General features: G+C 69.5%; 20 protein-coding genes. 6 read left to right on the forward strand and 14 right to left on the reverse strand.

The window, feature by feature from the left end:
* Positions 1-3: 3 nt before the first annotated feature.
* Entirely contained in the window at positions 4-1,530 is a 1,527-nt protein-coding gene (locus Strain318_RS00380; RefSeq protein ID WP_367886554.1) for a fumarate hydratase, read from the reverse strand.
* A 115-nt stretch (positions 1,531-1,645) separates the two neighbouring features.
* On the opposite strand from Strain318_RS00380, the gene Strain318_RS00385 reads away from it, so the two are divergent.
* The gene (locus tag Strain318_RS00385; protein ID WP_367886555.1) at positions 1,646-2,920 is read left to right on the forward strand and encodes a PepSY-associated TM helix domain-containing protein; all 1,275 of its coding nucleotides are present in this window, start codon (positions 1,646-1,648) and stop codon (positions 2,918-2,920) included.
* Here the strand turns inward: Strain318_RS00385 and Strain318_RS00390 are convergent.
* The 13 genes from Strain318_RS00390 to Strain318_RS00450 all read right to left on the reverse strand — a co-directional run bounded on the left by Strain318_RS00390 (position 2,858) and on the right by Strain318_RS00450 (position 18,113).
* The gene (locus tag Strain318_RS00390) at positions 2,858-3,838 is read right to left on the reverse strand and encodes a 3'-5' exoribonuclease YhaM family protein (RefSeq protein WP_367886556.1); all 981 of its coding nucleotides are present in this window, start codon (positions 3,836-3,838) and stop codon (positions 2,858-2,860) included. The two genes, Strain318_RS00385 and Strain318_RS00390, sit on opposite strands and share 63 nt — an antisense overlap.
* Complete coding sequence (locus Strain318_RS00395) at positions 3,839-4,060, reverse strand: hypothetical protein (RefSeq protein ID WP_367886557.1); 222 nt, start codon at positions 4,058-4,060, stop codon at positions 3,839-3,841.
* 7 nt (positions 4,061-4,067) lie between these two features.
* Positions 4,068-5,099, reverse strand: a complete 1,032-nt coding sequence (locus tag Strain318_RS00400; RefSeq protein WP_367886558.1) for an SPFH domain-containing protein — start codon at positions 5,097-5,099, stop codon at positions 4,068-4,070.
* 30 nt (positions 5,100-5,129) lie between these two features.
* Positions 5,130-6,200 (reverse strand): TolB family protein, encoded by a 1,071-nt coding sequence (locus tag Strain318_RS00405; protein ID WP_367886559.1) that lies wholly within the window; start codon positions 6,198-6,200, stop codon positions 5,130-5,132.
* A gap of 18 nt (positions 6,201-6,218) precedes the next feature.
* Entirely contained in the window at positions 6,219-7,829 is a 1,611-nt protein-coding gene (locus tag Strain318_RS00410; protein ID WP_367886560.1) for a S41 family peptidase, read from the reverse strand.
* Between the two features lie 116 nt (positions 7,830-7,945).
* On the reverse strand, positions 7,946-8,785 hold the full coding sequence (locus Strain318_RS00415) for a replication initiator protein A (protein WP_367886561.1): 840 nt from the start codon (positions 8,783-8,785) through the stop codon (positions 7,946-7,948).
* A 79-nt stretch (positions 8,786-8,864) separates the two neighbouring features.
* Positions 8,865-9,413 carry a MerR family transcriptional regulator gene (locus Strain318_RS00420; RefSeq protein ID WP_367886562.1) on the reverse strand — a complete coding sequence of 183 codons (549 nt, stop codon included), beginning with the start codon at positions 9,411-9,413 and terminating at the stop codon, positions 8,865-8,867.
* A 63-nt stretch (positions 9,414-9,476) separates the two neighbouring features.
* Positions 9,477-10,205 carry a hypothetical protein gene (locus Strain318_RS00425; RefSeq protein ID WP_367886563.1) on the reverse strand — a complete coding sequence of 243 codons (729 nt, stop codon included), beginning with the start codon at positions 10,203-10,205 and terminating at the stop codon, positions 9,477-9,479.
* 69 nt (positions 10,206-10,274) lie between these two features.
* Positions 10,275-13,460, reverse strand: a complete 3,186-nt coding sequence (locus Strain318_RS00430) for an efflux RND transporter permease subunit (protein ID WP_367886564.1) — start codon at positions 13,458-13,460, stop codon at positions 10,275-10,277.
* Entirely contained in the window at positions 13,460-14,608 is a 1,149-nt protein-coding gene (locus tag Strain318_RS00435; RefSeq protein WP_367886565.1) for an efflux RND transporter periplasmic adaptor subunit, read from the reverse strand. The genes Strain318_RS00430 and Strain318_RS00435 overlap by 1 nt, the downstream gene beginning before the upstream one ends.
* A complete protein-coding gene (locus Strain318_RS00440; RefSeq protein WP_367886566.1) occupies positions 14,608-16,035 on the reverse strand; it encodes a TolC family protein in 1,428 nt (475 codons plus the stop codon). Before Strain318_RS00440 ends, Strain318_RS00435 begins: the two co-directional genes overlap by 1 nt.
* A gap of 54 nt (positions 16,036-16,089) precedes the next feature.
* Entirely contained in the window at positions 16,090-17,160 is a 1,071-nt protein-coding gene (locus Strain318_RS00445) for an HD domain-containing phosphohydrolase (RefSeq protein ID WP_367886567.1), read from the reverse strand.
* A 233-nt stretch (positions 17,161-17,393) separates the two neighbouring features.
* Positions 17,394-18,113 (reverse strand): hypothetical protein, encoded by a 720-nt coding sequence (locus Strain318_RS00450; protein WP_367886568.1) that lies wholly within the window; start codon positions 18,111-18,113, stop codon positions 17,394-17,396.
* An 81-nt stretch (positions 18,114-18,194) separates the two neighbouring features.
* Here Strain318_RS00450 and glnA point away from each other — a divergent pair, with 81 nt between their 5' ends.
* The 5 genes from glnA to Strain318_RS00475 all read left to right on the forward strand — a co-directional run bounded on the left by glnA (position 18,195) and on the right by Strain318_RS00475 (position 24,128).
* Positions 18,195-19,556 carry a type I glutamate--ammonia ligase gene (gene glnA, locus Strain318_RS00455; protein WP_367886569.1) on the forward strand — a complete coding sequence of 454 codons (1,362 nt, stop codon included), beginning with the start codon at positions 18,195-18,197 and terminating at the stop codon, positions 19,554-19,556.
* Positions 19,556-20,044 (forward strand): FKBP-type peptidyl-prolyl cis-trans isomerase, encoded by a 489-nt coding sequence (locus Strain318_RS00460; protein ID WP_367886570.1) that lies wholly within the window; start codon positions 19,556-19,558, stop codon positions 20,042-20,044. The genes glnA and Strain318_RS00460 overlap by 1 nt, the downstream gene beginning before the upstream one ends.
* Position 20,045: 1 nt before the next feature.
* Positions 20,046-21,446: an MATE family efflux transporter gene (locus tag Strain318_RS00465; RefSeq protein ID WP_367886571.1), complete on the forward strand. Its 1,401-nt coding sequence runs from the start codon at positions 20,046-20,048 to the stop codon at positions 21,444-21,446.
* Between the two features lie 85 nt (positions 21,447-21,531).
* Positions 21,532-22,683 carry a D-alanine--D-alanine ligase family protein gene (locus Strain318_RS00470; protein WP_367886572.1) on the forward strand — a complete coding sequence of 384 codons (1,152 nt, stop codon included), beginning with the start codon at positions 21,532-21,534 and terminating at the stop codon, positions 22,681-22,683.
* Positions 22,680-24,128, forward strand: a complete 1,449-nt coding sequence (locus tag Strain318_RS00475; protein ID WP_367886573.1) for an SET domain-containing protein-lysine N-methyltransferase — start codon at positions 22,680-22,682, stop codon at positions 24,126-24,128. The genes Strain318_RS00470 and Strain318_RS00475 overlap by 4 nt, the downstream gene beginning before the upstream one ends.
* The last annotated feature ends 5 nt before the right edge of the window (positions 24,129-24,133 follow it).

Genomic DNA, 24,133 nt, shown 5'->3' on the forward strand with positions numbered 1-24,133 from the left:
CTACTACGCCGAGAGCACGGGAAGGTTGCGGATCTTCTCCTGCCATTCCTTGGGGCCACTCTCGTGCACGTTGTGGCCCGCCGCGTCGACGGCGACGGTCACCGGCATCTCCTCGACCTCGAACTCGTAGATCGCCTCCATGCCGAGATCTTCGAAGGCGACGACACGCGAGGAACGGATGGCCTTGGAGACGAGATACGCCGCGCCGCCGACGGCCATCAGGTAGGCTGCCTTGTGCTTGCGGATGGCTTCGAGGCCCGTCGGACCGCGCTCGGCCTTGCCGATCATCGCGATGAGGCCGGTCTTCTCGAGCATCATCTCGGTGAACTTGTCCATGCGCGTCGCGGTAGTCGGGCCGGCGGGGCCGACGGCTTCGTCGCGCACGGGATCCACGGGGCCGACGTAGTAGATCACGCGATTCGTGAAGTCGACGCCCGGCGGGAGCGACTCGCCCTTGGCGAAGAGATCGGCGATGCGCTTGTGTGCCGCGTCGCGCCCCGTGAGCAGCTTGCCGTTGAGCAACAGGCGATCGCCGGCCTTCCAGCTCGCGACGACTTCGGGCGTGAGCGTGTCGAGGTCGACACGCTTCGCGTTCGCGTCCGGCATCCAGGTGACGTTCGGCCAATCCGCGAGCGAGGGCACCGGCAGCTTGGCGACGCCGGAGCCGTCGAGATGGAAGTGCGCGTGCCGCGTGGCGGCGCAGTTCGGGATCATCGCGATGGGCTTCGACGCGGCGTGCGTGGGGAAGTCGAAGATCTTCACGTCGAGCACGGTGGAGAGACCGCCCAAGCCCTGCGCGCCGATGCCGAGGGCGTTGATCTTGTCGTGCAGCTCGATGCGCAACTCCTCGAGCTTGTTCTGCGGACCGCGCTGCTTGAGCTGGGCCATGTCGATGGGCTCCATGAGCGACTCTTTCGCCATGAGCATCGCCTTCTCGGCCGATCCCCCGATGCCGATGCCGAGCATGCCTGGCGGACACCAGCCGGCGCCCATCGTCGGGACGGTCTTCATGACCCAGTCCACGATGGAATCGGACGGGTTGAGCATCGCGAACTTCGACTTGTTCTCGGAGCCGCCGCCCTTCGCGGCGAGCTTCACCTCGACGTGATGGCCGGGCACCACCTCGTAGTGCACGACGGCCGGCGTGTTGTCGCGCGTGTTCTTGCGGGAGAAGGCCGGGTCGCTGACGATCGAGGCGCGCAGCGTGTTGTCGGGGTGCAGATAGGCGCGGCGCACGCCTTCGTTGACCATCTCCTGGATAGACAGCGTGGCATCCCAGCGGACGTCCATGCCGATCTTGAGGAAGACGACGACGATGCCCGTGTCCTGGCAGATGGGCCGATGGCCCTCGGCGCACATCCGCGAGTTCGTGAGGATCTGCGCGATGGCGTCCTTTGCGGCCGGGGACTGCTCGAGTTCGTAGGCCTCGGCGAGCGCGCGGATGTAATCCAGCGGGTGATAGTAGCTGATGTGCTGGAGCGCGTCGGCGATGGACTGGATGAAATCGTCTTGGCGGATCGTCGTGGTCATGGTTTCAATCTAAGCCCTTTGGCTGGAGGGAGTTCGACAAAACCTAGCGAAACTATCGGAGATGGATTAGCCTGAATTCTCGCTATTTGAGAAGCGTTCTCAACCTATACTCGTCATGTCCGCCCGCCGAGCCATCCGCACCGTGTTCTTCTGGACTCACCTCAGCATCGGATTGCTGGCGGGTGGGCTCATCCTGTTGATGAGCGTGACGGGTGTGCTGCTTGGATTCGAGCGGCAGATGATCGCGTGGATCGACGGCGCGCCGCGCGTGGAGGCGAATGGTGCCGCGCCGCTTCCCCTCGATACGCTGCTCGCGCGCGCGGGCGTTGCGCGGGCGGACGTCGCCAGTGTGCTGATCAAGCGCGACCCGACGCAGCCCGTGACGATTCGCCAGCGCGAACGCGGTGCGGCTCCGATCCTCGCACACCCCACGACCGGCGCCGTGCTCACGCCCTCGGGAGATGGATCGGGCCAGCGCTTCTTCTCGGCACTGCGCCGGTGGCACCGTTATGTCGGTGCGGAGGCGGGAGCGCTGCGCGCGCAGATGAAAGTGCTGAATGGCGTGGCGAACCTGATCTTCCTCGCGCTCGTGCTCTCAGGGCTGTATCTCTGGTGGCCGCGGCGCTGGAGCGTCGCGCGACTCCGGGCGACGGCGTGGCCGCAGTGGAAGCATCGCGCCGGACAGGCGCGCGACTTCAACTGGCACAACAGCCTTGGCTTCTGGTTCGCGCTGCCGCTGGCGATCATCATCGCGACGGCCGCGTTCTTCTCGTTCCGCTGGCCGGGGCAGTATCTCGATCTCGCACTCGGAAGCGACCAGGAACGCGCGGCGGCCCGAGTGGCGATCGCCGAGGCGCGCGCTGCCCGTCAGGACGCTCCAGCGGCTGCAGAGTCGCGCCGCGACGCGGCGACCGAGGAACCGCCGCCGCATCCCGTCCGAGCGGAGGACGCTGCGTTGGCGACGTACATCGCGGCCGCGGCGAGCGCCCGTCCGGATTGGGCGCAGCTCACCCTCACGCTGCCCGACGCGAAGGCATCCGTCGTCCGGATCGCGGTCGCCGAAGGCAACACGTATCGCCCGGACCTGCGGTGGACGCTCGACGTGGACCGTGCGAGCGCGACGGTCGCGACGTCGTCAGGTTACGACGACCTCAGCACGGCCCGCAAGCTGCGTGCGTGGGTGCGCTTCGGCCACACGGGCGAAGTGTTCGGGATTCCCGGGCAGATCGTCGCGACGCTTGCGAGCGCCGTGGGCGTGCTGCTGGTCTGGACCGGCTTCGCCTTGGCGTGGCGGCGACTGCGCCAGGCACTGCGCCGCCGGAGGCGCTCAGTCCCAGCGGTGGCTGCGCTTCCAGACCCGTCGCTCGAGTCGCCAGCTGCGCTTGGCTGAGAACTCCAGCTCGGCGCTGGGAAACAACTCGGCATCCTCCACCGCCTCGGTGAAATCGTTGCCCTTCGCCGAGGTGTTGTCGGCGAAGTGCAGGATCTCGGCCTCGAGCGTCATCGGGCGCACGGCCGCGCCGAACTCGAGCTGGCCATGATGCGACTGGATGAAGTGATGCAGCTCGAGACGCTGTTCGTCGCTGAGCTGATCCTGCGGAGGTAGCGTGCGCAAGCGCTCTTCGAGCATGAGCGAGCCCAGCACGATGTGCTGGAGCAGCATGCCGGCGCGGGTGTAGTCGAAGCCCGCCAGATCCACCGTGTAGGTCTTGGTCTTGCCGATGTCGTGCAGCAGCGCGCCGGCGGTGACCAGCGTGACGTTGCCACCCATGGTCTGCGCGGAGGCGCGCGCGATGTCGGCGACTTCGCAGGTGTGCAACAGCAGTCCGCCCACGAGCGCATGGTGGCCACGCGTCGCGCCCGGCGTACGGGCGAACTCGGCGCGGAACGATTCGTCGGCGAAGAAGAGATCGACCGCGCGCCGCAGGGGCCCGTGCATCTCGGCGCGCCAGGCGTCGATCTTGGCCCAGAGCCGTTCCTCGGGTACGGTGATCCGCGGCAGGAACTGCTCGATGTCGGCGCCGCCCATCGGGACGACACGCGGCGGCGCGGTGAGCTTGAGCTGCCGCCGCCCCGCGTACTCCTCGACGACGCCGATGACCTGCACGACCTGACCGGGCCGCACGCCCTGCACCTGCGGCACCATCTCCTTCCACACGTTGGCGCCGAGTACGCCGGTGGCGTTGCCGAGCTTGAGGGTCAGGAAGGGATCGCCAGCCTTGGTGACCTTGTCCTCGCGTTCGCGCACGAGCAGTTCGTGCTGCACGCGGTCACCGACCGCCAGCTTGGGAATCTCGAGGGGCGCCATTCAGGAAGCGTACACGATGTCGCCGTCCTCGGCGATACCGATTTCTTCCTTGTAGTCGCAAACCCCGCAGGTCTTGTTCGCGACCCAGACGGCGCCGAGTTCCTCGGTGATGGCCTTCGGCGCCGCCTTCACGGTCAAGCGGCGGTAGGTGTATTCCTTGCAGTGCGAGCAGGCGTGCGCGCGGGCGATCTTCTCTGCCTTCTCCTTCGTGAGCTTGGGCACGTGGAGCTTACGGTACGAAGGGACCGCTGCCGAGCGCGCCGCTGGGACGCTGTGGCTGCGGTTCCGACGAACTGCCGCCGGCCTTGAGCAGCTCCTTGATCCCGCCGATCGCGCCGAGCACGCCCGTGGCTTCGCTGGGCAGGAACACGGTGGTTCCCTTGCCCTGGGCGAGCGCCGGGAGGGCCTCGAGGTACTTGAGGCCGAGCAGATAGGTGGCGGCTTCGCCGGGCGGCAGCGCGGCGGCGATGCGGCGCACGGCTTCCGCCTCGGCGTCGGCCATGGCGAGCCGCGCCTCGGCGAGACCTTGGGCGCGCAGGATGGCGGCTTCCTTCTCGCCCTCGGCCTTGCGGATCTGCGACTCCCGGAGGCCTTCGGCCTCGAGCACCGCGGCGCGCTTGCTGGCTTCGGCGTTGGTGACGGCGGCGCGGCGCTCACGCTCGGCGCGCATCTGCAGTTCCATGGACTGCTGGATGTCGCGCGGGGGCTCGATGCTCTGCAGCTCGACGCGCGTGACGTCGACGCCCCAGCCGATCGAGGCTTCCTCGATGACCTCGCGCATCTTCTTGTTGATCATGTCGCGCGAGGCCAGCGTCTGGTCGAGTTCGATCTCGCCGACGATGTTGCGCAGCGTGGTGCGCGTGAGCGTCTCGAGCGCGAAGGGCAGGTTCTGCACCGCGTAGGTGGCCTTCTGCGGATCGGCGACGCGGTAGTAGAGCACCGCGTCGATGTCGATCGTGACGTTGTCCTTCGTGATGACCGGTTGCGACGGGAAGTTCAGCACCTGCTCGCGCAGGTCGATGCGCGAGACGGTGCTGGCGATCATCTTCTTGAGGCCGGTGACGTCCGCCTCGAAGTAGCGCACGTCGATGCTGCGCGGCCGTTCGATGAACGGGATCAGGATGTTGAGGCCCGAGCGCGCGACGCGATTGAAGCGGCCGAGGCGCTCGACGACCATGACCTCGGCCTGCCCGATGATGCGGATGCTCTTGGCGAGGACGACGCCGATGCCAAGGGCAACTATGCCAACGAAGTACTCCAAGGGGCTCCTCCGGGGAGAGACGCCCCTAATCTACCACCGGAAATCGGCGACGAAGAGGTTGGTCTCGCCTTCCTTGGCGGCGAAGCGGTTGCTGGCCCACAGGAGCTGCTTGCCGTTGGGGTGGAAGATCGGGAAGCCGTCGAAGACGCCGTCGAAGGTGATCTGCTCCACCTGGTCGGGGCCGGCCATCGAGGCGTTGGCGTCGACCAGGTAGAGGTCGAAGTTGCCCGAGCGCGGCGCGACGAAGTTGGTGGAGAAGATGATCTTGGTGCCGTCCGGGCTCCACGAGGGCCCGAAGTTGGCGCCGCCGAGCGCGGTCACCTGGCGTTGGTCGCTGCCGTCGGCGTTCATGACGAAGAGCTCGACCTTGCTGGGGCGGATGAGGCCCTGGGCGAGCAGCTCGCGATACTGCGCGAGTTCGGTGCTGTCCTTCGGGTGATGCGCGCGGTAGACGATCTTCGTGCCGTCGGGCGACCACCACGGCCCGCCGTCGTACCCGGGCGTGTTGGTGAGGCGGCGCACGTCGCTGCCGTCGGCGTTCATGGTGTAGATCTCGAGGTCGCCGTCCTTCATGGACGTGAAGACGATCTTCGAGCCGTCCGGCGAGAGGATGCCCTCGGCCGTGTACACGTCGTAGTTCGTGAGGCGGCGCATGTCGCTGCCGTCACGGTTGGCGGTGTAGATGTCGTAGCGATCCAGCGGCCAGACGTATCCCTTGGACGGGTCCGGGCGCACGGGGCAGCCTTCATCATGCGCCGTGGTCGAGGCGAAGAAGAGGCGTTCGCCGCCCGGGAAGAACCAGCCGCAGGTGGTCTTGCCACGGCCGTCGGAGACGCGCGTCAGGCCCGTGCCGTCGGCCTTGATGACGTACTGCTGGTCGCAGGTGCGGCCGTCGCGCGTGGACTGGAAGGTGATGTACTCGCCATCCTGGCTCCAGTACGCCTCGGCGTTCTCGCCGCCGAAGGTGATCTGCCGGAGATTGGAGAGCCGGGACTCACGGGCATCGCCTTCGCGGGCGACGATGGGCGATTGTTCGGCGGCAGTGCCGCCGCAGGCCGCCGCGCCAAGCAGCGCGGCGGCGATCATGACACGGTAGGACATCGGGGGAAGCTGGAGGGGTTAGTCGGGTCGCCGCGCCGACGCCGCGGCCGGGACGGGCGCGGAAGCGGGAGCGAGGGCGAGCAGTTCCTGCGTGGTCTTCGCGCGGCGCAGGAGGTCCATCGCCCGCTGGAGCTGCACGTCTTCCGGGATTTCGCGGCGCTTGGCCGTCGAGTCGCCGAAGGCGAGGCGGGCAATGCGGTTGAGCAGGAGGCGATCGACATACGCACGACCGGCGTCCCACTCGGCGCGGTCGACGGTCACGCCCTTGGCTTCGAGCTTCTGCCGGAAGCCGTCGCGCATGGCGGCCGTGACGGTGAAGTCCGGACGCACCTGGTCCTTGAGCCCGAACGCGTAGTCGTACAGCGCGAGATAGACGTCCTGCTGCCGCGGCACGAGCGCCCGCGCGAGGCGAAGCTCGGCAGCCGTGAGCGTGTCGTAGGGCACGACGATGTCGGGCGTGACACCGCCGCCGCCGAACACCGCGCGCCCGCTGGTCGAGCGGAACATGGGCCGTGCGGCGCGTGCGCTATCGCTCTCCGAGGAATCGGGGTTCACCTCGACGAGGCGTCCCGAGGCATCGAGCACGCGCTCACGCTGGATCGTGCGACCGCTGGGGGTGAACCACTTGCCGGTGGTGAGCTTGATGGCGTAGCCCCCGTCGAGGCGATACACCGACTGCACGAGTCCCTTGCCGAAGGTCGTCTGGCCGACGACGAGCGCGCGGTCCTGGTCCTGCAGGGCGCCGGCGACGATCTCGGAGGCCGAGGCGGAGTAGCCGTCGGTGAGGACGACCACCGGCATGTTGGGGATGAGCGGCGAGCGTTCGGCGACGTAGCGCTCGACCTGCCCGCTGCGGCTGCGGACCGATGCGAGCTCGCGGCCGCGCGCGAGGAAGAAGTTCGTCATCTCGAGGGCTTGGTCGAGGAAGCCGCCCGAGTTGCCGCGGAGGTCGATGACGAGGCCCTTCACGTCTTCATTGACGAAGCGCGCATAGACCTCGGCGAACTCGCGCGTGGTCGTCTCGTTGAACTGCTGCACCGGGATGTAGCCGATGCCGCCGTCGAGCACGAGGCCGAAGGGGATCGCGGGGATGCGGATGGTGCGCCGGGTGAACTCGACTTCGAAGGCCTGGGCGACGCCCGGCCGCTGGAAGCGTGCCTTCACGCGCGAGCCGGGCTGGCCGCGGAGGGCGCCGGAGACTTGATCGAGACGCCAGCCGCGCGTGGACGAGGTGTCGACACCGACGATGCGGTCGCCCTCGCGGATGCCCGCTTCCTCGGCCGGCGTGTGCGGATACACCTTGCTGATGATGATCGTGCCTTCCTGGTCCTCGATCAGCATGCCCACGCCGCCGTAGAAGCCGCCGGTCGTGGTGTTGAAGGCCTCGAGCTGCGCGGGCGTGTAGAGCTCGGAGTACGGATCGCGCAACTGCTCGACGAGTCCGCGAGCGGCGCGCTCATAGAGCTCGCGCGTGCCGATGGAATCGACATAGCGATCGCCGACGAGCGAGAGCACTTGGTCGAAGAGCGTGGCGCTGGCCGTGGCGGCGCGTTCCTGCACGACGAAAGCGCCGGCCGCGAGCGGCAGGGCGAGAACAGCGGCGAGCGCAAAGATCCGGCGACGGGGCATGCGATATCCCTGAGGGAAAGGCTCTCGGAACCTACTCACCCAATACTCGGTGGGCTACGGAGGGTTCCGTCAGGAAACCATGACGGAGCGCCGCCGGCGCTTGGCGGCGCGCGGCCTCAGAAACGGTACTCGACGCTCCAGAGGCGACCGTCCTGGACGAAGCGTGCGCCGCGGACGAGCCCGGCCGCGAGCAGCATCTCGTGGGCCGGCTGCAGGACGCGCTGGAGATGCGAGGGAAAGCGCTGCGTGAGCGGCAGGCGCTCGGCCAACTGGTCGAGGGGCAGCAGCCACGTCGCATCGCCGTCGCCGGCGCGCTCCGCCTCGAGCACGCGATACAGCCGTCGGGCCACCGGCGACGACAGCGCGGCGTACTTCTGGGCATTGAGGGTGCTCACGTGCCCGGCCGCGATGTTGTCGCGCAGCTGGTGGGCCAACGTGACGCGCGCGTCGCCGGGTTCGTTGCTTGCGAGCGCGGGAAAGAGCGCCAGCTGGTCGCGGTCCGTGAAACGGCGGCGATCGATCGCCACGGCCGCGAGCAGGGTGAAGCGGGCGTGCGGGCGTGCCTGGGCCGCCGCGTCGTACCACGCCCCGTCACTCTCGAGGACGGTGCGCTCGAGTCGCGCGAGCGCCGCTCGCAGCTGCTCGTAGGTGCGGCCGTCGACGCGCCGTCCCATGGCGCGAAGGAAGGCGTGCAGCGTGAACGACAGCGTCCCGTCGCTCGGCGCGCCGGCTTCATGGAAGCGGCGCAGCAACTCGACGTAGACGTCTTGATCGAAGGTGCCGGGCAAGCGCTCGCCGGGGGCGGGCAGTACGCGCCAGCGTCCACCATCGGGCGTGGTGTATGCGACTGCCGCGTCGTCCGAACTGTCGGACAGCCGGAAGAGCGGAAAGGCCTCGATCACGCGGTCGAGCAGCACCGTGCGCGACTGGGGGCGGCGTCGCGGGGCGGCAGCCATCACCGGAGAATGTCGTGTCGCTCGTGATTGCGGGCAAGCATCACGGGTAGGACGAGCGAGGGCCGTCCTGCGTCAGCGCTCAGCGAATGTCTTCGCGGCCCAGCGCGGCGCGCACGGCCTCCCGCAGCGCGACCAGTGCACCATCGGTCGCGGCGGGCGAATCGCTACGCACGTGCAGCTCGATGCCATCGGCGACGCCGATGCGCCGCCAGGCGGCATCGCTGGCGTCGTCCGCAGGCGCGTTCGTACCGCCGAGGCCGGCGCCGAGCGCCGGGGCGAGCGAGGCGGCGACGCGCTTCTCGAGCTGGTCGCCGTGGATGCCGGCGATCTCCTGCTTGATGACGTCGAGCGTCTGCCCCTCGCGCTGGCGGATCTTGATCGCGAGCAGCTGCAGGAGGTGCTTGTAGTGATACGTGGCGGCGGTGCCTTTGCCTTCCGGGTGGTCGAGCAGGCCGTTCGCGACGTAGAAGCGGATCGCGCGCGCGCTCGGCGTCGCGCGCGCCGAGGTATTGGTGGGACGCATGCCGGCAGCATCCACCAAGGCGGTGGCGTGGGACGCGAGGCCCCGCGCATTCCACGGGGCGTGCCGCGCATGGGCGCGGAGCAAGGCGACGGGCGAGTCCGACATCGTCCGCAAAGACTAACGCGGAATGGGCGGCGCGGATAGCTCGCCCGTTGCCTTTTACAACGACTACTTCTTCTTCGCGGCCTTGACGGCTTTCTTCGCCGCCTTCGTCACGCTCTTCTTCGCCGCCTTGGCCTTCGTTGCGGCCTTCTTGATCACCTTCTTCGCCGCGGCCTTGCCCTTCTTCTGCACGGCCTTGGCCTTGGAGACGGCCTTCTTCGCGGCGCCCTTGGCGCTCTTCTGCGCCTTGGCGGCCGACTTCGTGGCCGACTTCTTGGCGACCGCGACCTTCTTCTTCGCGTCCTTCACGACGGCCTTCGCCGTCTTCTCGGCAGCCTTGGCGCCCTTCTGCACCTCGACCTTCGCCTTGGCGGCGACGTCGGCGACGGCCTTGGCCGCCTTCTGCTGCACGTCCTTAGCGGCCTTCACGACCGGAGCGACAACCTCGGCGGCATCCGGCGCCTGGAACTCACCGGTGACCTCGAAGATGCTGCGCACGATCGGCTTGGGCGCCGGCTTGCGGCCACGACGGCGCGGCGCGATCGAGTCGCCGAAGAGATCGCCGTCCTCTTCGTCTTCCTCGGCAGCGAGCGGGGCGATGCCACCCTCTTCCTCGTCCTCGTCCGTCTCCTCGGTGGAATCCCACAGCGAGTCGGACTGGTCCTTGGTCACCGCCCAGCCGCCGTCCTCGTCGTCGTCATCATCATAGGAGGAGGAACGGCCACCGCCATAACCCGCTTCTTCCTCGTCGTCTCCATCCGAGAACAGGCTATCGAAGAGCTCCCTGCCAGGCATCGTTGCCTCCTAAGTCCGAAAATTGGCCCTGCGTGATGACCGCTGAATACACTGGGCAACCCCCTCGCGTCAAGCCGGGTTCCCGGCCTGCGTGGCGGCCAGCGCCGGGGCCTCCGGCGATTCGACGGCGGCCTCCTCCGTCCGGGCCTGCCGGCGGCGCGCCAGGCCCCCGGAAAGGTCATCGAGAATCGTGTACACCGCGGGCACCACGAACAGGGTGAGCAGGGTGGAGGTGATCAGCCCGCCGATGACCGCGTGGGCCATCGGCGCGCGCTGCTCGGCCCCTTCGCCGATGGCGAGGGCGAGGGGCAGCATGCCGAAGATCATCGCGGCGGTGGTCATGACGATCGGCCGCAGGCGGATGCGTCCGGCTTCGAGGATGGCGGTGAGGCGATCCTTGCCCTCGCCGCGGGCCTGGTTCACGAAGTCGATGAGCAGGATGCCGTTCTTGGTCACCAGGCCCATGAGCATGATGATGCCGATCATCGACATGACGTTGATCGTGCCCTTCGTCCACCACAGGGCGAGCGAGACGCCGAGCAGGGAGAGCGGCAGCGAGAACATGATCGCCAGCGGCTGCAGGAAGCTGCCGAAGAGCGACGCGAGGATCAGATAGATGAAGATGACGGCGAGGACGATGGCTTCGAGGACGAAGCCCTTGGTCTCGTTGAGGTTCTGGACGTCGCCCGTGAACACCGTGCGGTAGCCGGCAGGCAGCACGAGCGAATCCAGCGCGGCGAGCGTGGCGTCGGCGACGTCGCCGACGGCATAGCCGGGCAGGACGCCGGCGGAGATGGAGATCTGCCGCTCGAGCTGGCGGCGTTCGATCTGCTGCGGTCCGACGCCGGCGCGCACGTCGGCGACCTGGTTGAGCGGGATGGCGACGGGGAGCCCACGCGCGTCGATGGCGGGTGCGGCGACGGGGATGTTCGCCACATCCTCGGCGGAGGCGCGCAGCGAGTCGGGGTAGACGACGCGCACGTCGTGCGAGTAGCCCTGCTCATCCTGCCAGCGCGTGGCGCGCGTGCCGGTGAAGAGCGGCTGCAGCGTGCCGGCGATGGCGCCGATGCCGAGGCCGGCCGCCCAGGCTTGCTGGCGGTCGACGCGGACGTCGAGCTGCGGGATGTCGCCTTCGTCGGACGAGAACGGCTCGGCCATGCCCGGCACGGCGCGCATGATCTCGTTGACCTCGCCGGCGATGAGCTTGAGGCGCGCCGGTTCGGGACCCTGCACGTTCACGACGATCGGCTGGCGATACCCACCGAAGATGGAGCGCGTGCCGTCGATGCTGGCGCGCGTGCCGCTGACGTTGCGCAGCTGCGGGCGCAGCGCGTTCTGGATCTCGGCCATCGAGCGCTCGCGGTCGTGCACCGGCTTGAGCTTGACGAAGAGCTGGCCGTTGGACACGCCGCCGCGGAAGCCCGAGCCCACCGTGAGGTAGGTGAACTCGACTTCGGGAATGCGGCGGATGATCGTGTCGAGCGACATCCCCTTGCCGACGGTGTACTCGACGCGCGCGCCGGGCGGCACACGGTACGAGACGTTGAACTCGCCGGCGTCGTAATCGGGCATCCAGGTGAAGCCGAGGCGGGCCGCGATGATCACGGCGATGACGACCGACACGCCGCCGCCGGCGAGCACCAGCCAGCGGTGCTTGAGCGAGGCGAGCAGCAGCGGCGGGTAGCGGTCGGCCATGCGCTCGAACCAGCCGTCGAAGGCGAGGGCGAGCCGGCGCACCGGACCGCTGTTGGCGCGGGCGACCGGATCGTGGTGCTCGGCCTCCGGATCGTGCCAGATGGACGAGAGCATCGGGTCGAGCGTGAAGCTCACGAACAGCGACACCGACACGGCGAACGCGACGGTCACGCCGAACTGGAAGAAGATCTTGCCGATCATGCCGCCCATGAAGGCGACGGGAATGAACACGGCGATCACGGCGAGCGTCGTCGCGAACACGGCGAGACCGATCTCGCTGGTGCCCTCGCGGGCGGCCGTGTAGTGGTCTTTGCCCATCGCGACGTGGCGCACGATGTTCTCGCGCACGACGATCGCGTCGTCGATGAGCAGGCCGATCGACAGCGACAGCGCGAGCAGCGTCATCGTGTTGAGCGTGAAGCCGAAGGCCCACATCGCGAAGAAGCTCGAGACGATGGCCACCGGGAGCGTGAGGCCGGTGATGACGGTCGAGCGCCACGACGCGAGGAAGAAGTAGATGATGAGCACCGTGAGGATCGCGCCGAGCACGAGCGTGAGCTCCACGTCCCAGAGCGCCTCGCGGATCTTCGCGGAGTCGTCGCGGATGATGGTGAGCTTGATGTCCTCGGGCAGCTGCCGCTGCAGCTCGGCGACGACGACCTGCACCTGGTCGGCGACGTCCACGGTATTGGCGCCGCTGATCTTGAGCACGTCGAGGGACAGCGCGGGGTCCGTGCCCATGAACGAGGCCGAGCGCGCTTCGGCGACGCCGTCCCGCACGGAGGCGACATCCCGCACGCGCACCGGCGCGCCGTTGCGCACGGCGACGGTGACGTCGCGGAAGGCCATCGGGTCGACGATGCGGCCCGTGACGCGCACGAGCCGTTCGGAGTCGCCGCGCTGGATGCGGCCGGCGGGCACTTCCTGGTTCTCGCGTTCGAGCGCCGCAACGACGTTGGCCGGCGAGAGGCCGTAGGCGCGCAGCGCGTTCGGGTCCAGCTCGACACGGATCTCGCGCGTGGCGCCGCCGACCAAGGTGACGCCGCCGACGCCCGGAATGGCCTCGATGCGCGGCTTGATGACCTCGCGGCCGAGGTCGGTGACCTCGCGCATCGGCCGCGCCTCCGACTGCAGCGCGATGCTCATGATCGGCCGGTCGTTGGGGTCGAAGCGGATGATGACGGGCTCTTCGATGTCGCGCGGCAACTGGCGGCGGATGCGGCCGATCTTGCCCTGCACCTCGGGCTGCATCTTCTGCACGTCGACGCCGAGGTTGAACTGCAGGCGCACCAGCGAGGCGCCTTCCGTACTGGTGGAGCTGATCTCCTTCAGGCCCTCGGTGGTGTTGAGCGCTTCCTCGAGCGGCTTGGAGACTTCGCGTTCGACCACGTCCGGCGAGGCGCCGGGATACACCGTCTGCGCGATGATCACGGGATACGTGACGTCGGGATACTCGTCGACGGAGAGGCGCGCGAACCCCACCGCGCCGATGACGACGAGCGCGACCATCATCATGGTCGCGAAGACCGGACGCTTGATGGAGATGTCGGAGAGGAACATCAGCGCGCTCCCACGGCGGCGGGCTGCTCGCCGCCGATCAGTTGGACCTGCATGCCGGCCCCGAGCATGCCGACGTTGCCGACGACCACCTGGTCACCGGCTGCGAGGCCGTCGAGCACCTGTACGACGCCGCGGCCTTCGTCGACCACGCCGAGCTTCACGACGGCGCGTTCGAGCACGCCGCCCTTGAGGCGCCACACGAAGGGCGCGGCGCCGGCACCCGCGGCGGGCTGGCGGACGGCCTGCTGCGGCACGAGCAGCTGGTTGTCGAAGGCACTGGCGACGATCTGGCCCGTGGCGAAGCTGTTGCCCTTGAGCGTGCCGTCGCCATTGGGGACCTGCACGTAGACGGTGACCGACTGCGAGGCCGGGTCGACCGTGGGGCTGACCCGGGCGACGCGCCCGTCGAAGCGGCGCGCGTCGGCGACGAAGCGCACCGGCTGGCCGATGCGGACCTCGTCAGCGAGCCGTGCGGGCACGGCGGCCGTGAGCTCGAGGATGTCCGTGCGGACGAGCGTGAAGAGCTCGCCGCCGCGCAGGGCGCGCACGCCGGACTGGATGATCCGGCGCTCGATGGTGCCGGCGACCGGCGCGACGACGCGCGTATCCCGCTCGACCAGGGCGGCGGCGCGCAGACGGGCCTCCGAGGCGGCGAGCCGTGCCGCCGACGTCGCGGCCGCCTGTTCGGCGGCGCGGAACTCGCGCTCCGGGACGGCGCCGGCCCGGAAGAGGTCGCGCGTCTGCTCGAAGTTCCACTGGGCCGTCTTCGCTTCGGTCTCGGCGGCCAGCTTGTCGGCTTCCGCCGAGCGCAGCGCCGCCTCCTGCTCGGTGCTCTCGAAGCGCGCGAGCAGCGCGCCTTGCGCGACGCGGTCGCCCTCACGCGCGATGACTTCGACGACATCGCCCTCGAGGCGCGCGCGGATCACGATGGACTCGATGGGCCGCAGCCCCCCCGAGATGGCGATGCCGACCTCGATGCGGTCCGGGGCGAGCGTGTAGAGGTCGGCGCCGGAGAGCACGACCGATCCCGCCGCACGCGGCGCCGCAGGACCGCCCGTCGCCGGGGGCGCAGCGGCGGCGGAGTCGGACTTGTCACAACCGGCAGCCGCAGCCGCCAGCACGAGGAGGAAGAACGCGGGGCGTCGCATCAATGGGTCGGCCGGATGGAGACTGAGCCACCGTCGGGCAGCGGGATGGGTTCGGCGCGCACACGCGCCAGCTCCGCGACGGCGAGGTAGAGGTCGAACACCGCGCGCGCGTCGGTCGTGCGCGCGCGGAGCAAGGCGAGTTGGGCGTCGGAGACCTCGAGCTGCGTGCCGACGCCCCGGGCGAGGCGCAGCGTGGCGAGCTCGAAGGCTTCCTGGGCTTCGCGCACCGTGGTCTCGCGGGCGCTGGCCACGGCTTGTGCGCGCGCGAGTTCGGCGCGCGCCTGCTCGACCTCGATGGACGCCGACTCGCGCGCCTGCCGGGCCTGCAGTTCGGCGATGCGCGCCTGCGCCTGCGCGAGGTCGATCTGGCCCTTGGCGCGGAGGCCGTCGAAGAGCGGCCAGCTCATCTGGATCGAGAAGTTGCGGTCGGGGAACCAGCCGCTGTTCTGGCACTGCTGGGCGGGCGGCGCGCCCGGTGGGCAGAACTCGTTGCCGCGGTCGCCGAGCACCGTCGGGATTCCGGGCGACGTGGGGAACGCGAGGTATCCGTAGGTGAAGCCGGCGGTGAACGTCGGCAGCAGATCGGCACGCGCCACCCGGATGCCGGCGCGTCGCGCCGCTGCGGTGAGTTCCGCCGCGCGGACCGCCGCACGCTCGCTGGCCGGTCCGGCATCGGCCGTGGTCGCCAGGGTGCGCACACGCTCGCCGTCGAGCGCGGTGACGAGGGCGACGGGCTGCGTGGCGGGAAGGTCAAGCAAGCGCCGCAGCTCGAGGTCGGCGAGCGTGCGCGCCGCGACGGCGGCGCGGAGCTCCGGTTCGAGATTGTCGCGCTCGACGCGGGCGCGGAGGACATCATAACGCGAGGCGCGGCCCGCGCGTTCGAGCTGTTCCGCCTGGGTCACGCGCTCCTCGGCGAGCTGGCGGTTCGTCGCCTGGATCTCGGCGATGCGCGCCGTGAAGACGGCGTTGAGGTACACGGCCTGGATCTGCACGGCGAGCTGGGCACGCGTCTCGTCGCGCGTGAGCGCCGCGGCCTGCTCGGCGCGAGACGCCGCCTGTGCAGCCGCGAACACGCGACCCCCCTGGAACACGGCCTGCTGGAGATTGAGGTTCGCCGTGTAGACGTAGTTCTGGTTGAACACCGCGCCGACGATGGCCGCGCGGGCGTTCTTGAGGACCTGTTGGTTGGAGCCGCTGAGGCGCAGCTGCGGCAGGCCGGCGGCGCGCGCCGAGAGGACGGCGGCATCGGCGAGCTCGAGCTGCGCGTCGGCAATGCGCGACTCGTCGGAGGCGCGGAGCACGCGCGCGACGGCGTCCTCCACCGTGAGGCGAAGCGTGTCGGAGGCTTGTTGCGCCCCGAGCGGCTGTGCGAAGACGGCAACGGCGGCGACCCAGCGAAGGGCGCCGCGGAAAGTCAGGGATTGCATCGTCTACGATGTACGCGCAGTGCGGCCCGTCCGTTCACGACGGACCGCCGCGCGTCAGGCCGGTTCGGGGTCGAGGAACGAGAGCGTCTTCCGGCGGGTCACGATGGCGCGCAGGGCGGCAAAGACCTTGGGGTCGAGCAAGGTCCCGCTCCGCTCCTCGAGGAAGGCGATGGCGTCGGGCGGGGTCATCGGTTCGCGCCAGGCCCGGACGGACGTCAGCGCATCGTAGGTATCGGCGGCGGCGAGGATGCGTCCGCCGAGGGAGATCCGCTCGCCGGAAAGGCCGGCCGGATACCCGGAGCCGTCGAAGTGCTCGTGATGGTGTCGCACGGGGTCGAGCGTCGCGGCGAGCGGCTTGATCGCGGACAGGATCTCGACCCCGATCGTCACGTGACTCTTCACATGCTCGAACTCGTCGGCGCTGAGGGCGCCGGGCTTGTTGAGCACGGACTCGCGGATGCCGATCTTGCCGACGTCCATGACGCGCGCCGCCATGCGGATCGCATCGACGTCATCGTCGGTAAGGCCGAGCGCGGAGGCGATGGATCCGGCGAGATCGGCGACGCGGTCGGAGTGGCCGCGGAGGAATGGGTCCTTCGCTTCCTGCGCGCGGACCAGCGCCTGCACGGTCTCGATGACCATCGAGTGCAGGCGTTGGCGCTCGTGGCGCAGCTCCTCGGTCTGCGCGGCGACTTCCTCGCGGATCAGGCGCTCGACCTTGCGCTGCTCGATGGCGAGGGCGCGCTTGTGCAGTGCACGCTCGAGCGCCGTCGCGAGATCGCCGAGCTCGACGGGCTTCATGAGGTAGTCCATCGCCCCCATGCCCAACGCCTCGGTGGCGGTGGGCGCGTCGTTCACGGCCGTGAGCATGATGATGGCGAGGTCCGGATCGAGCCCGTGCGCCTTGGGCACCAGCTCGAGTCCCGTCATCTCCGGCATGCGGATGTCGGAGAGCATCGCGACGAATCGTTCCTGCTGCAGGGCCGTGAGCGCGGCGGCGCCGGACTCCGCGGTGGTGACGTCGAATCCGCGCGCGCGCAGGAAGCGCGCGAGCGACGTGCGAATCACCTCTTCGTCGTCGACCACGAGGACGTGCCGCGCGGACGGCTCGACCACGGCGCGCATCGCCGTGGTGAGTCTGCCGGGAGTAGCGGATCGCGGAGCCGTCATGCCACGTGGGAGAAGGGGACGCGCAGAATGTGCGACGATGTGCGAGGGAAATCCACTATGGAACGCATCGACCGCGGTGCGCGCTGCTTGTAGGGCTCGCGTCGCTGCGGCTGACTGCCCGCGTTCGCGCGCGGCTCCGGGCTACACCCGGCTCACGAAGCGACCGCTGAAATGCAGTTAATGGCTCGTTACTGACTTCTAACTGGCGCCATACCGTCTGCTTCTCGCACCGCGGCATCGATATCTACCGCGTGATCCACGTACTCCTGCAACCCCTTCGCGCGCTCGCTGGCCAACGCACGCCGCAGGCGGCCCGCGTAGTCCGCGAAGGCCGCGGTGTCGGTGCGCAGTCCTGCGGCCCGCATGCCGAGAATCAGCCCGAGGAGGTGCGTCGGTTGCGCGGCGAGAATCGTGTCGGACTGTGCGGCCGCCAGCGAGCCATCACCGGTGAACACGCCGAGGAGGCCAAGGTCGTAGCGCCCGTGGGCGTCGAGTGGCTGCAGGGCCTCGAAGGCTTGGATCGCCATCGGGGCGAAGAACTGCACCGAGTCGCCTTCCCCGCGCGACGCGAGGCGCATGACGCGATCGAACAGGCGGTCGGCGCGCTCCTGCGGCGACATCGAGGTGATGTCGACCGCGCGGCTTCCGGTCGCCGCGGCTGGAGGGGCGGCGGTCGCCGCCGCACTCCCCGAGCCGCCGAACTTCTGCCCGGCGATGAACGCCACGAGCGCGAGTACGGAGATGCCGGCGATGGCCCACGGCAGCAGGGCGGCCGGTCGCGCCGCTCCCGCTGCGCCCGCGCCCGTCGCCGTGTCCGCCGCGCCGCCCTCCCGCGGGGCGCCGCAGCGATGACAGAACTTGCCGCGCTCGCCGAGCGCCGCTCCACAGTGTGCGCAGTGCTTTGCCATGCGCAGAAAGCTAAACGCCCCCGTGGCGCAACGATGGCGCGGCAATGGCGCGCGCGCCCTCGGAGGACGGATATTACCCGGATGCCCAAGCCCTCGACCGTCCCCGCCGACCTCAGCGGCGCGACCGCCAAGGACATTCTCGCCCTCGCGGAGTCGCAGGGGGTGCGATTCCTGCGCCTGCAGTTCACCGACATCCTCGGCATCAACAAGAACGTCGAGGTGCCGGCGTCGCAATTCCCGAAGGCGCTGGCGGGCGACATGCTCTTCGACGGCTCGTCGATCGAGGGATTCGTGCGCGTCGAGGAGTCGGATATGCTGCTCAAGCCCGACTTCTCGACCTTCCGCGTGTTTCCCTGGGGCGATCCGCAGCAGCGCGTCGCGCGCGTGATCTGCGACGTGACGATGTTCGACGGCTCGCCGTTCGCCGGCGATCCGCGGCAGGTGCTCAAGCGCCAGGTGGCGCGCGCCGCCGAGATGGGCTTCGTGATGAACGCCGGCATGGAAGCCGAGTTCTTCCTGTTCCGGCCCGCGGTGGACGGCGGCGCGGGGACGCTCACGCACGACGTGGGCGGCTACTTCGACCTCGCGCCGATGGACCGCGGCGAGGATGCACGCCGCGCGATCGTCGCGACGCTGGAGCAGATGGGCTTCGAGGTGGAAGGTGCGCACCATGAGGTCGCGCACGGCCAGCACGAGATCGACTTCCGCTACGCCGACGCCCTGACCACGGCGGACAACATCGCGACGTTTCGCTTCGTCGTGAAGCACGTGGCGCAGCAGTTCGGCCTGGTCGCCTCGTTCATGCCGAAGCCGGTGTTCGGGCAGAACGGCAGCGGCATGCACACGCACCAGTCGCTGTTCGCCAAGGGCGAGAACGCGTTCTTCGACGCGAAGGCCGAGTACCAGCTTTCGAAGGTCGCGCACCATTACATCGGCGGGCTGCTCAAGCATGCGCGCGGCATGAGTGCGATCACCAACCCGCTGGTGAACTCGTACAAGCGGCTCGTGCCGGGCTACGAGGCGCCGGTGAACGTGGCGTGGTCGCTGCACAACCGCTCGCCGCTGATCCGCGTGCCCTCGCGCCGCGGGGCGGGGACGCGCGTGGAACTGCGCTCGCCGGACCCCTCGGCCAACCCCTACCTGGCGCTGGCCGTCATGCTCGCCGCGGGACTCGACGGCATCGCGACCGAGGCGACCTCGCGCGAGCCGGTGAACGAGAACATCTGGGAGATGAGCTTCCGCGAGCGCCGTCGCCTGCGCATCGACGACCTGCCGCACGACCTCAACGAGGCCTGCGACGAGCTCGAGAAGGATGCAGACATCTGCGAGGCGCTGGGGCCGCACGTGACCCAGCAGTTCCTCGCCGCGAAGCGCGAAGAGTGGCGCGAGTACATCTCGCAGGTCTCGGCCTGGGAGCTGGACCGCTACCTGGCGAAGTACTGATGGGCCGCCGCCGCGAAGTGTGCGCGCTCCGTCGGGCGGTGCTGCTGCTGCTCGCGGTCGTAGGCGCGGCCTGTGCCCCGGCGCCCGCCGCCGCGCCGCCGCAGCCCATCACGCAGGAGCTGTTCTCTCCGGAAGCGGAAGTCGAGCTCGCGCAGCTGCAGTTGCACGAGCGCGGCTTCTACTGGCGTGACATCGTGGTCGGACAGGGCCGCCAGGCGGCACCGGGCCTGACGGTGCACATCGCCTACGTGGTGCGCATGCCCAACGGCGCGGAAGTGGACCGCGCCGAGCCCGAGGCGCCGCTGATGTTCAAGCTCGGCGAGCGGCAGTCGATCGTCGCCATGGAGCTCGGCCTCCGCGGCATGAACACGGGTGGCGTGCGCCAGCTGGTGATCCCGCCGCACCTGGCCTACGGCGCGCGTGGGCGTGGACGCGTGCCGCCGAACGCGACGCTGGTGATGATCGTGCGCCTCGTGAAGGTCGACTGACGTGGCGGCCCCCGGCACGAAGCGCTTCGACCGCTCGATCGTCGAGGGCCCCATCAGCGGCGCCGTGTGGAAGCTCGCGTGGCCGACCGTGCTCCAGAACGTCATCGGGGGCCTGCAGGGCGTGGTGGACCATGCGATGGTCGGCCACTACGTGGGCTACGCCGGCAACGCCGCGGTCGGCGTGTCGCTGCAGATCTTCATCGTCGTCATCGTCTTCGTGATGTCGCTCTACACGGGCATGGGCGTGCTGGTCGCGCGGCATGCCGGCGCCGATGACCACGACGGCGTGAATCACGTGGTGTACCAGGCGTTCCTGGCGACGATGCTGCTGTCACTGCTCGTGCTGGCGCCCATCGGGTGGTTCGCGGCGCCCTGGCTGCTCGATCTCGTGCGGGCGGCGCCCGAGGTGAAGGCGCAGGCGCTGCAGTACCTGCGCATCTCGTTCCTGGGCTGTGCCGGCACGATGACGTTCTTCCTGCTCGGCGGTGCGCTGCGCGCGGCGGGCGACGCGAAGACGCCGCTCCGCCTCGGCCTGGCGATGACCGCGCTGAACGTGCTGCTCAACGTGCTGCTGATCCGCGGCGTGGGCCCGTTCCCCGCGCTCGGCGTGGCCGGTGCGGCGCTGGGCACCGTGATCGCCGGGCTCACGGTCTCGGGCGTCGGCCTCTGGCTGCTGCTCAGCGGTCGCCTCGTGGTGCACTGGCCGACGTCGCAGTCGCGACGCATCGACTGGGCGACGGTGCGGCAGCTCTTCCGTTTCGGGTTGCCCGCCGGGTTGCAGGGCATCGCCATGAACGTCGCGGGCGTGCTGCTGCTGCGGTACATCGGTTCGCTGGCCCAGAGCGCGGAGGCGCAGGCGGCGTACGCGATCGGCTACACCGAGCTGTTCTCGCTGGTGACGTGGACGTCGGTGGGCTTGATGGGCGCGGCGGCGGCCGTTGCGGGCCAGAACCTCGGGGCCGGCAAGCCCGAGCGTTCCGCCGCGGCGGTCCAGACGGCGGCAGGATACGGCATCGGCATCGCGCTGTTCGTCGGCGCGCTGTTCCTCACGGTGCCGCGGCTCCTGCTCGGCCTGTTCGGGATGCAGGACGAGACGGTGCTCGCACTCGGGACGCAGCTGCTGCGCTGGCTGGCGGTCTCTGGGATGTTCGTCTCCGTCGCACTGACGTTCACGGGCGGCTTGCAGGGCACCGGCGACACGAAGGGGCCGCTCTACATCTCCCTGGTCTCGCAGATCGGCATTCCGTTGGGACTGCTCGCGGTGCTGCAGGCGATGCGGCCGCTGCAGCCCAGCGATATCTGGCTGGCGATCCTGTGCGGCCACGTGACGCGCTGCACGCTGAGTGTATGGCGTTTCCGGCGCGGGGCATGGCGAAGCATCCAGGTCGCGCCGGCGCGCTGACGCTGCATCGGGCGAATAGACGCCCTGTGTTCCTTTTTCGCCGGTTGCACTACATTCCACTACCGATGCTCTTCGTATTCCGGCGATGAGTCTGGCCGCAGGCGTCCGGGCGCCGCGTCCCCAAGTCCCCCGCACGCGCGATCCGCTCGTGTGGGTGTTGGTGCCGCATCTCGAGACGGCGGACGAGAATCTCGCCTGGTACTGCGACTTCAAGCAGAGTCGCGCCGAGTTCCGCCGCGCCTTCGCGATCCTTGGCATCCCGTGGCGCTGGCAGCGGATCACGCTCACCGACCGCGACGCCGTCGTCGCGCGCATCGCCCGCAGCGCGGAGAAGCGCGACGTCACCGTGTTCAACCTCTGCGACGGTGACGAGACGAACGGCGTACCCGGCCTGTCGGTGATCCACGCGTTGGAACGCCACGGCCTGCGCTACACCGGCGCCGACGGTGCCTTCTATGAAGGCACGACGTCGAAGATCGACATGAAGCGCGCGTTCGACCGCGCCGGCGTGCCGACCTCGCCGTGGGAAGTGGTGCCGCGCGACGGCAAGGGTGCCGCACAGCTCCTCGCCCGCCTCGGCGGCGGGCCGGTCATCATCAAGCCGGCGATCTCCGCGGGCTCGATGGGCGTGACGACCAAGAGCGTGGTGCGCACGGCCGCCGAGCTGCGGGAGCAGATGCAGCGTCTCCGGATGGGCTATCACGGCTGGGACCTCACGGGCGGCGGCGTGATCGCCGAGCGCTTCGTGACCGGGCGCGAGTTCACGACGTTCATCGTCGGCAACCACGATGCCGCGTCGCGGCGCCTGGTCTACCCGCCGGTGGAGCGCAGCTTCAACCCGCGCCTGCCGATGGAGGAGCGCTTCCTCTCGTTCGATCGCCTGTGGGGGATGTACGAGACGGAGGATCCGGTGGGCGGCTTCGAGCGCGACGAGGACCTGTGGCGCTACGCGCCGGTCTCCCGGACCGAGGCGACGCGCATCCGCGAGGTGAGCTGGGCGGCGTACGCCGCGGTCGGCGGTCGCGGCTACGGCCGCGTGGACCTGCGGCAGGACGCCGAGACGGGCGAGCTGGCCGTACTCGAGGTCAATGCGCAGTGCGGGCTGTCGGAAGACGAGCTGTACACCAGCATCGGGGCCATCCTCAAGTTCGCGCGCCGGCCGTACGCGCACGCCGTCGCCGCGATCCTCGCCGCCGCGCGCCAACGGGTCCGCCAGGCCGCTCGCCGCGCCGCGTGAAGATCTGCGTGTTGCAGCCGGACTACTCCACCTCCACGGTGGACTACCGGCACTACGATCCGCCGCGGGACCTCGCCGCGCTCGCGCCCGGCCACACGGTGCACCACGAGTTCCTGCACAAGCTCACGACGTACAAGCAGCTGCAGGCGCTCAAGCCGCAGGGCTTCGACATCTACGTGAACCTCTGCGAGGGCTATCTCGAGTGGGATGTCCCCAGCGTGGACGTGATCCACGCGCTCGAGCAGCTCGGGTTGCCCTACACCGGGCCGACGCCGCAGCTCTACGACCCGTCGAAGCCGCTCATGAAGTACGTCGCGCACTCGGCGGGCATCACCACGCCCCGTCATGTAGTGCTCGCGCCCGGCGACGATGCCGTCGCGGCAGTGGCGCGTGCCAGGCTCCGGTATCCGTTGTTCGTGAAGCCGGCGAAGGCGGGCGATTCGCTCGGCGTCGATGAGTCGGCGCGCATCGCGGACGCGGCGGCGCTTCAGGCGCAGGTGGCGCGTATCCAACCCGAGTACCCTGACCTGCTCGTCGAGGAGTTCATCGAGGGGCGGGAGTTCACGGTGCTCGTGATCGGCGATCCGGAGGGCCATGGGCGCAGCACGGCGCTCACGCCGGTGGAGTATCGCTTTCCCGAGGGGCGGAGCTACAAGAGCTACGCGCTCAAGACCAGCGAGTTGCACCCGGACGCGAACGTGCCGGTGCGCGACGAGCCACTGGCGTCGCAGCTCAAGGACGCCGCGCGCACGGTGTTCCGCAGCTTCGACGCGACGGGCTATGCGCGCATGGACTTCCGCATGGATGCGGCGGGCCGGCTGTACTTCCTCGAGATCAACTTCACCTGCAGCGTGTTCTACCCCGAGGGATGGGAAGGCTCGGCGGACCACATCCTCAGGCTCGACGGATTGGGGCAGGCGGGATTCCTCGAGCGCATCATCGCCGAAGGCCGGGCGCGGCACGCGCGCCGGCGGAAGGCATACGCGATGCGCGGCGACGCCATCGCCGGCTACGGCATCGTCGCGACGCGAGACCTCGCGGCCGGTGAGGTGATCTTCCGCGGGGAGGAGCGTCCGTTCCGGCTGGTGACGCGGCGCCACGTGGAGACGCGCTGGAGCGCCAGCGAGCAGGAGCTGTTCCGCCGCTACGCCTACCCGATGAGCGCCGAGGTGTACGCGATCTGGGACAGCGAACCGTCCGCATGGGCGCCGCAGAACCACTCCTGCGAGCCGAACACGGTGTATCTCGGGTTGGACGTGGTCGCCGCGCGGGCAGTCAGCGCGGGCGAGGAGTTGACGCTCGACTACGCGCAGTTCCTCGACACCGCGGCGGAGCCGTTCGAGTGCGCCTGCGGCGCCGCGCGCTGCCGCGGCCTCGTGACGGGGACCGCCGGCAACTCGGTGACCGCACGCGAGGCCGCCGCGCGCTCACCACTCTCGGCCTAGCGTCC

This window comes from Pseudogemmatithrix spongiicola (genome assembly GCF_030623445.1).
GTDB lineage: Bacteria > Gemmatimonadota > Gemmatimonadetes > Gemmatimonadales > Gemmatimonadaceae > Pseudogemmatithrix > Pseudogemmatithrix spongiicola.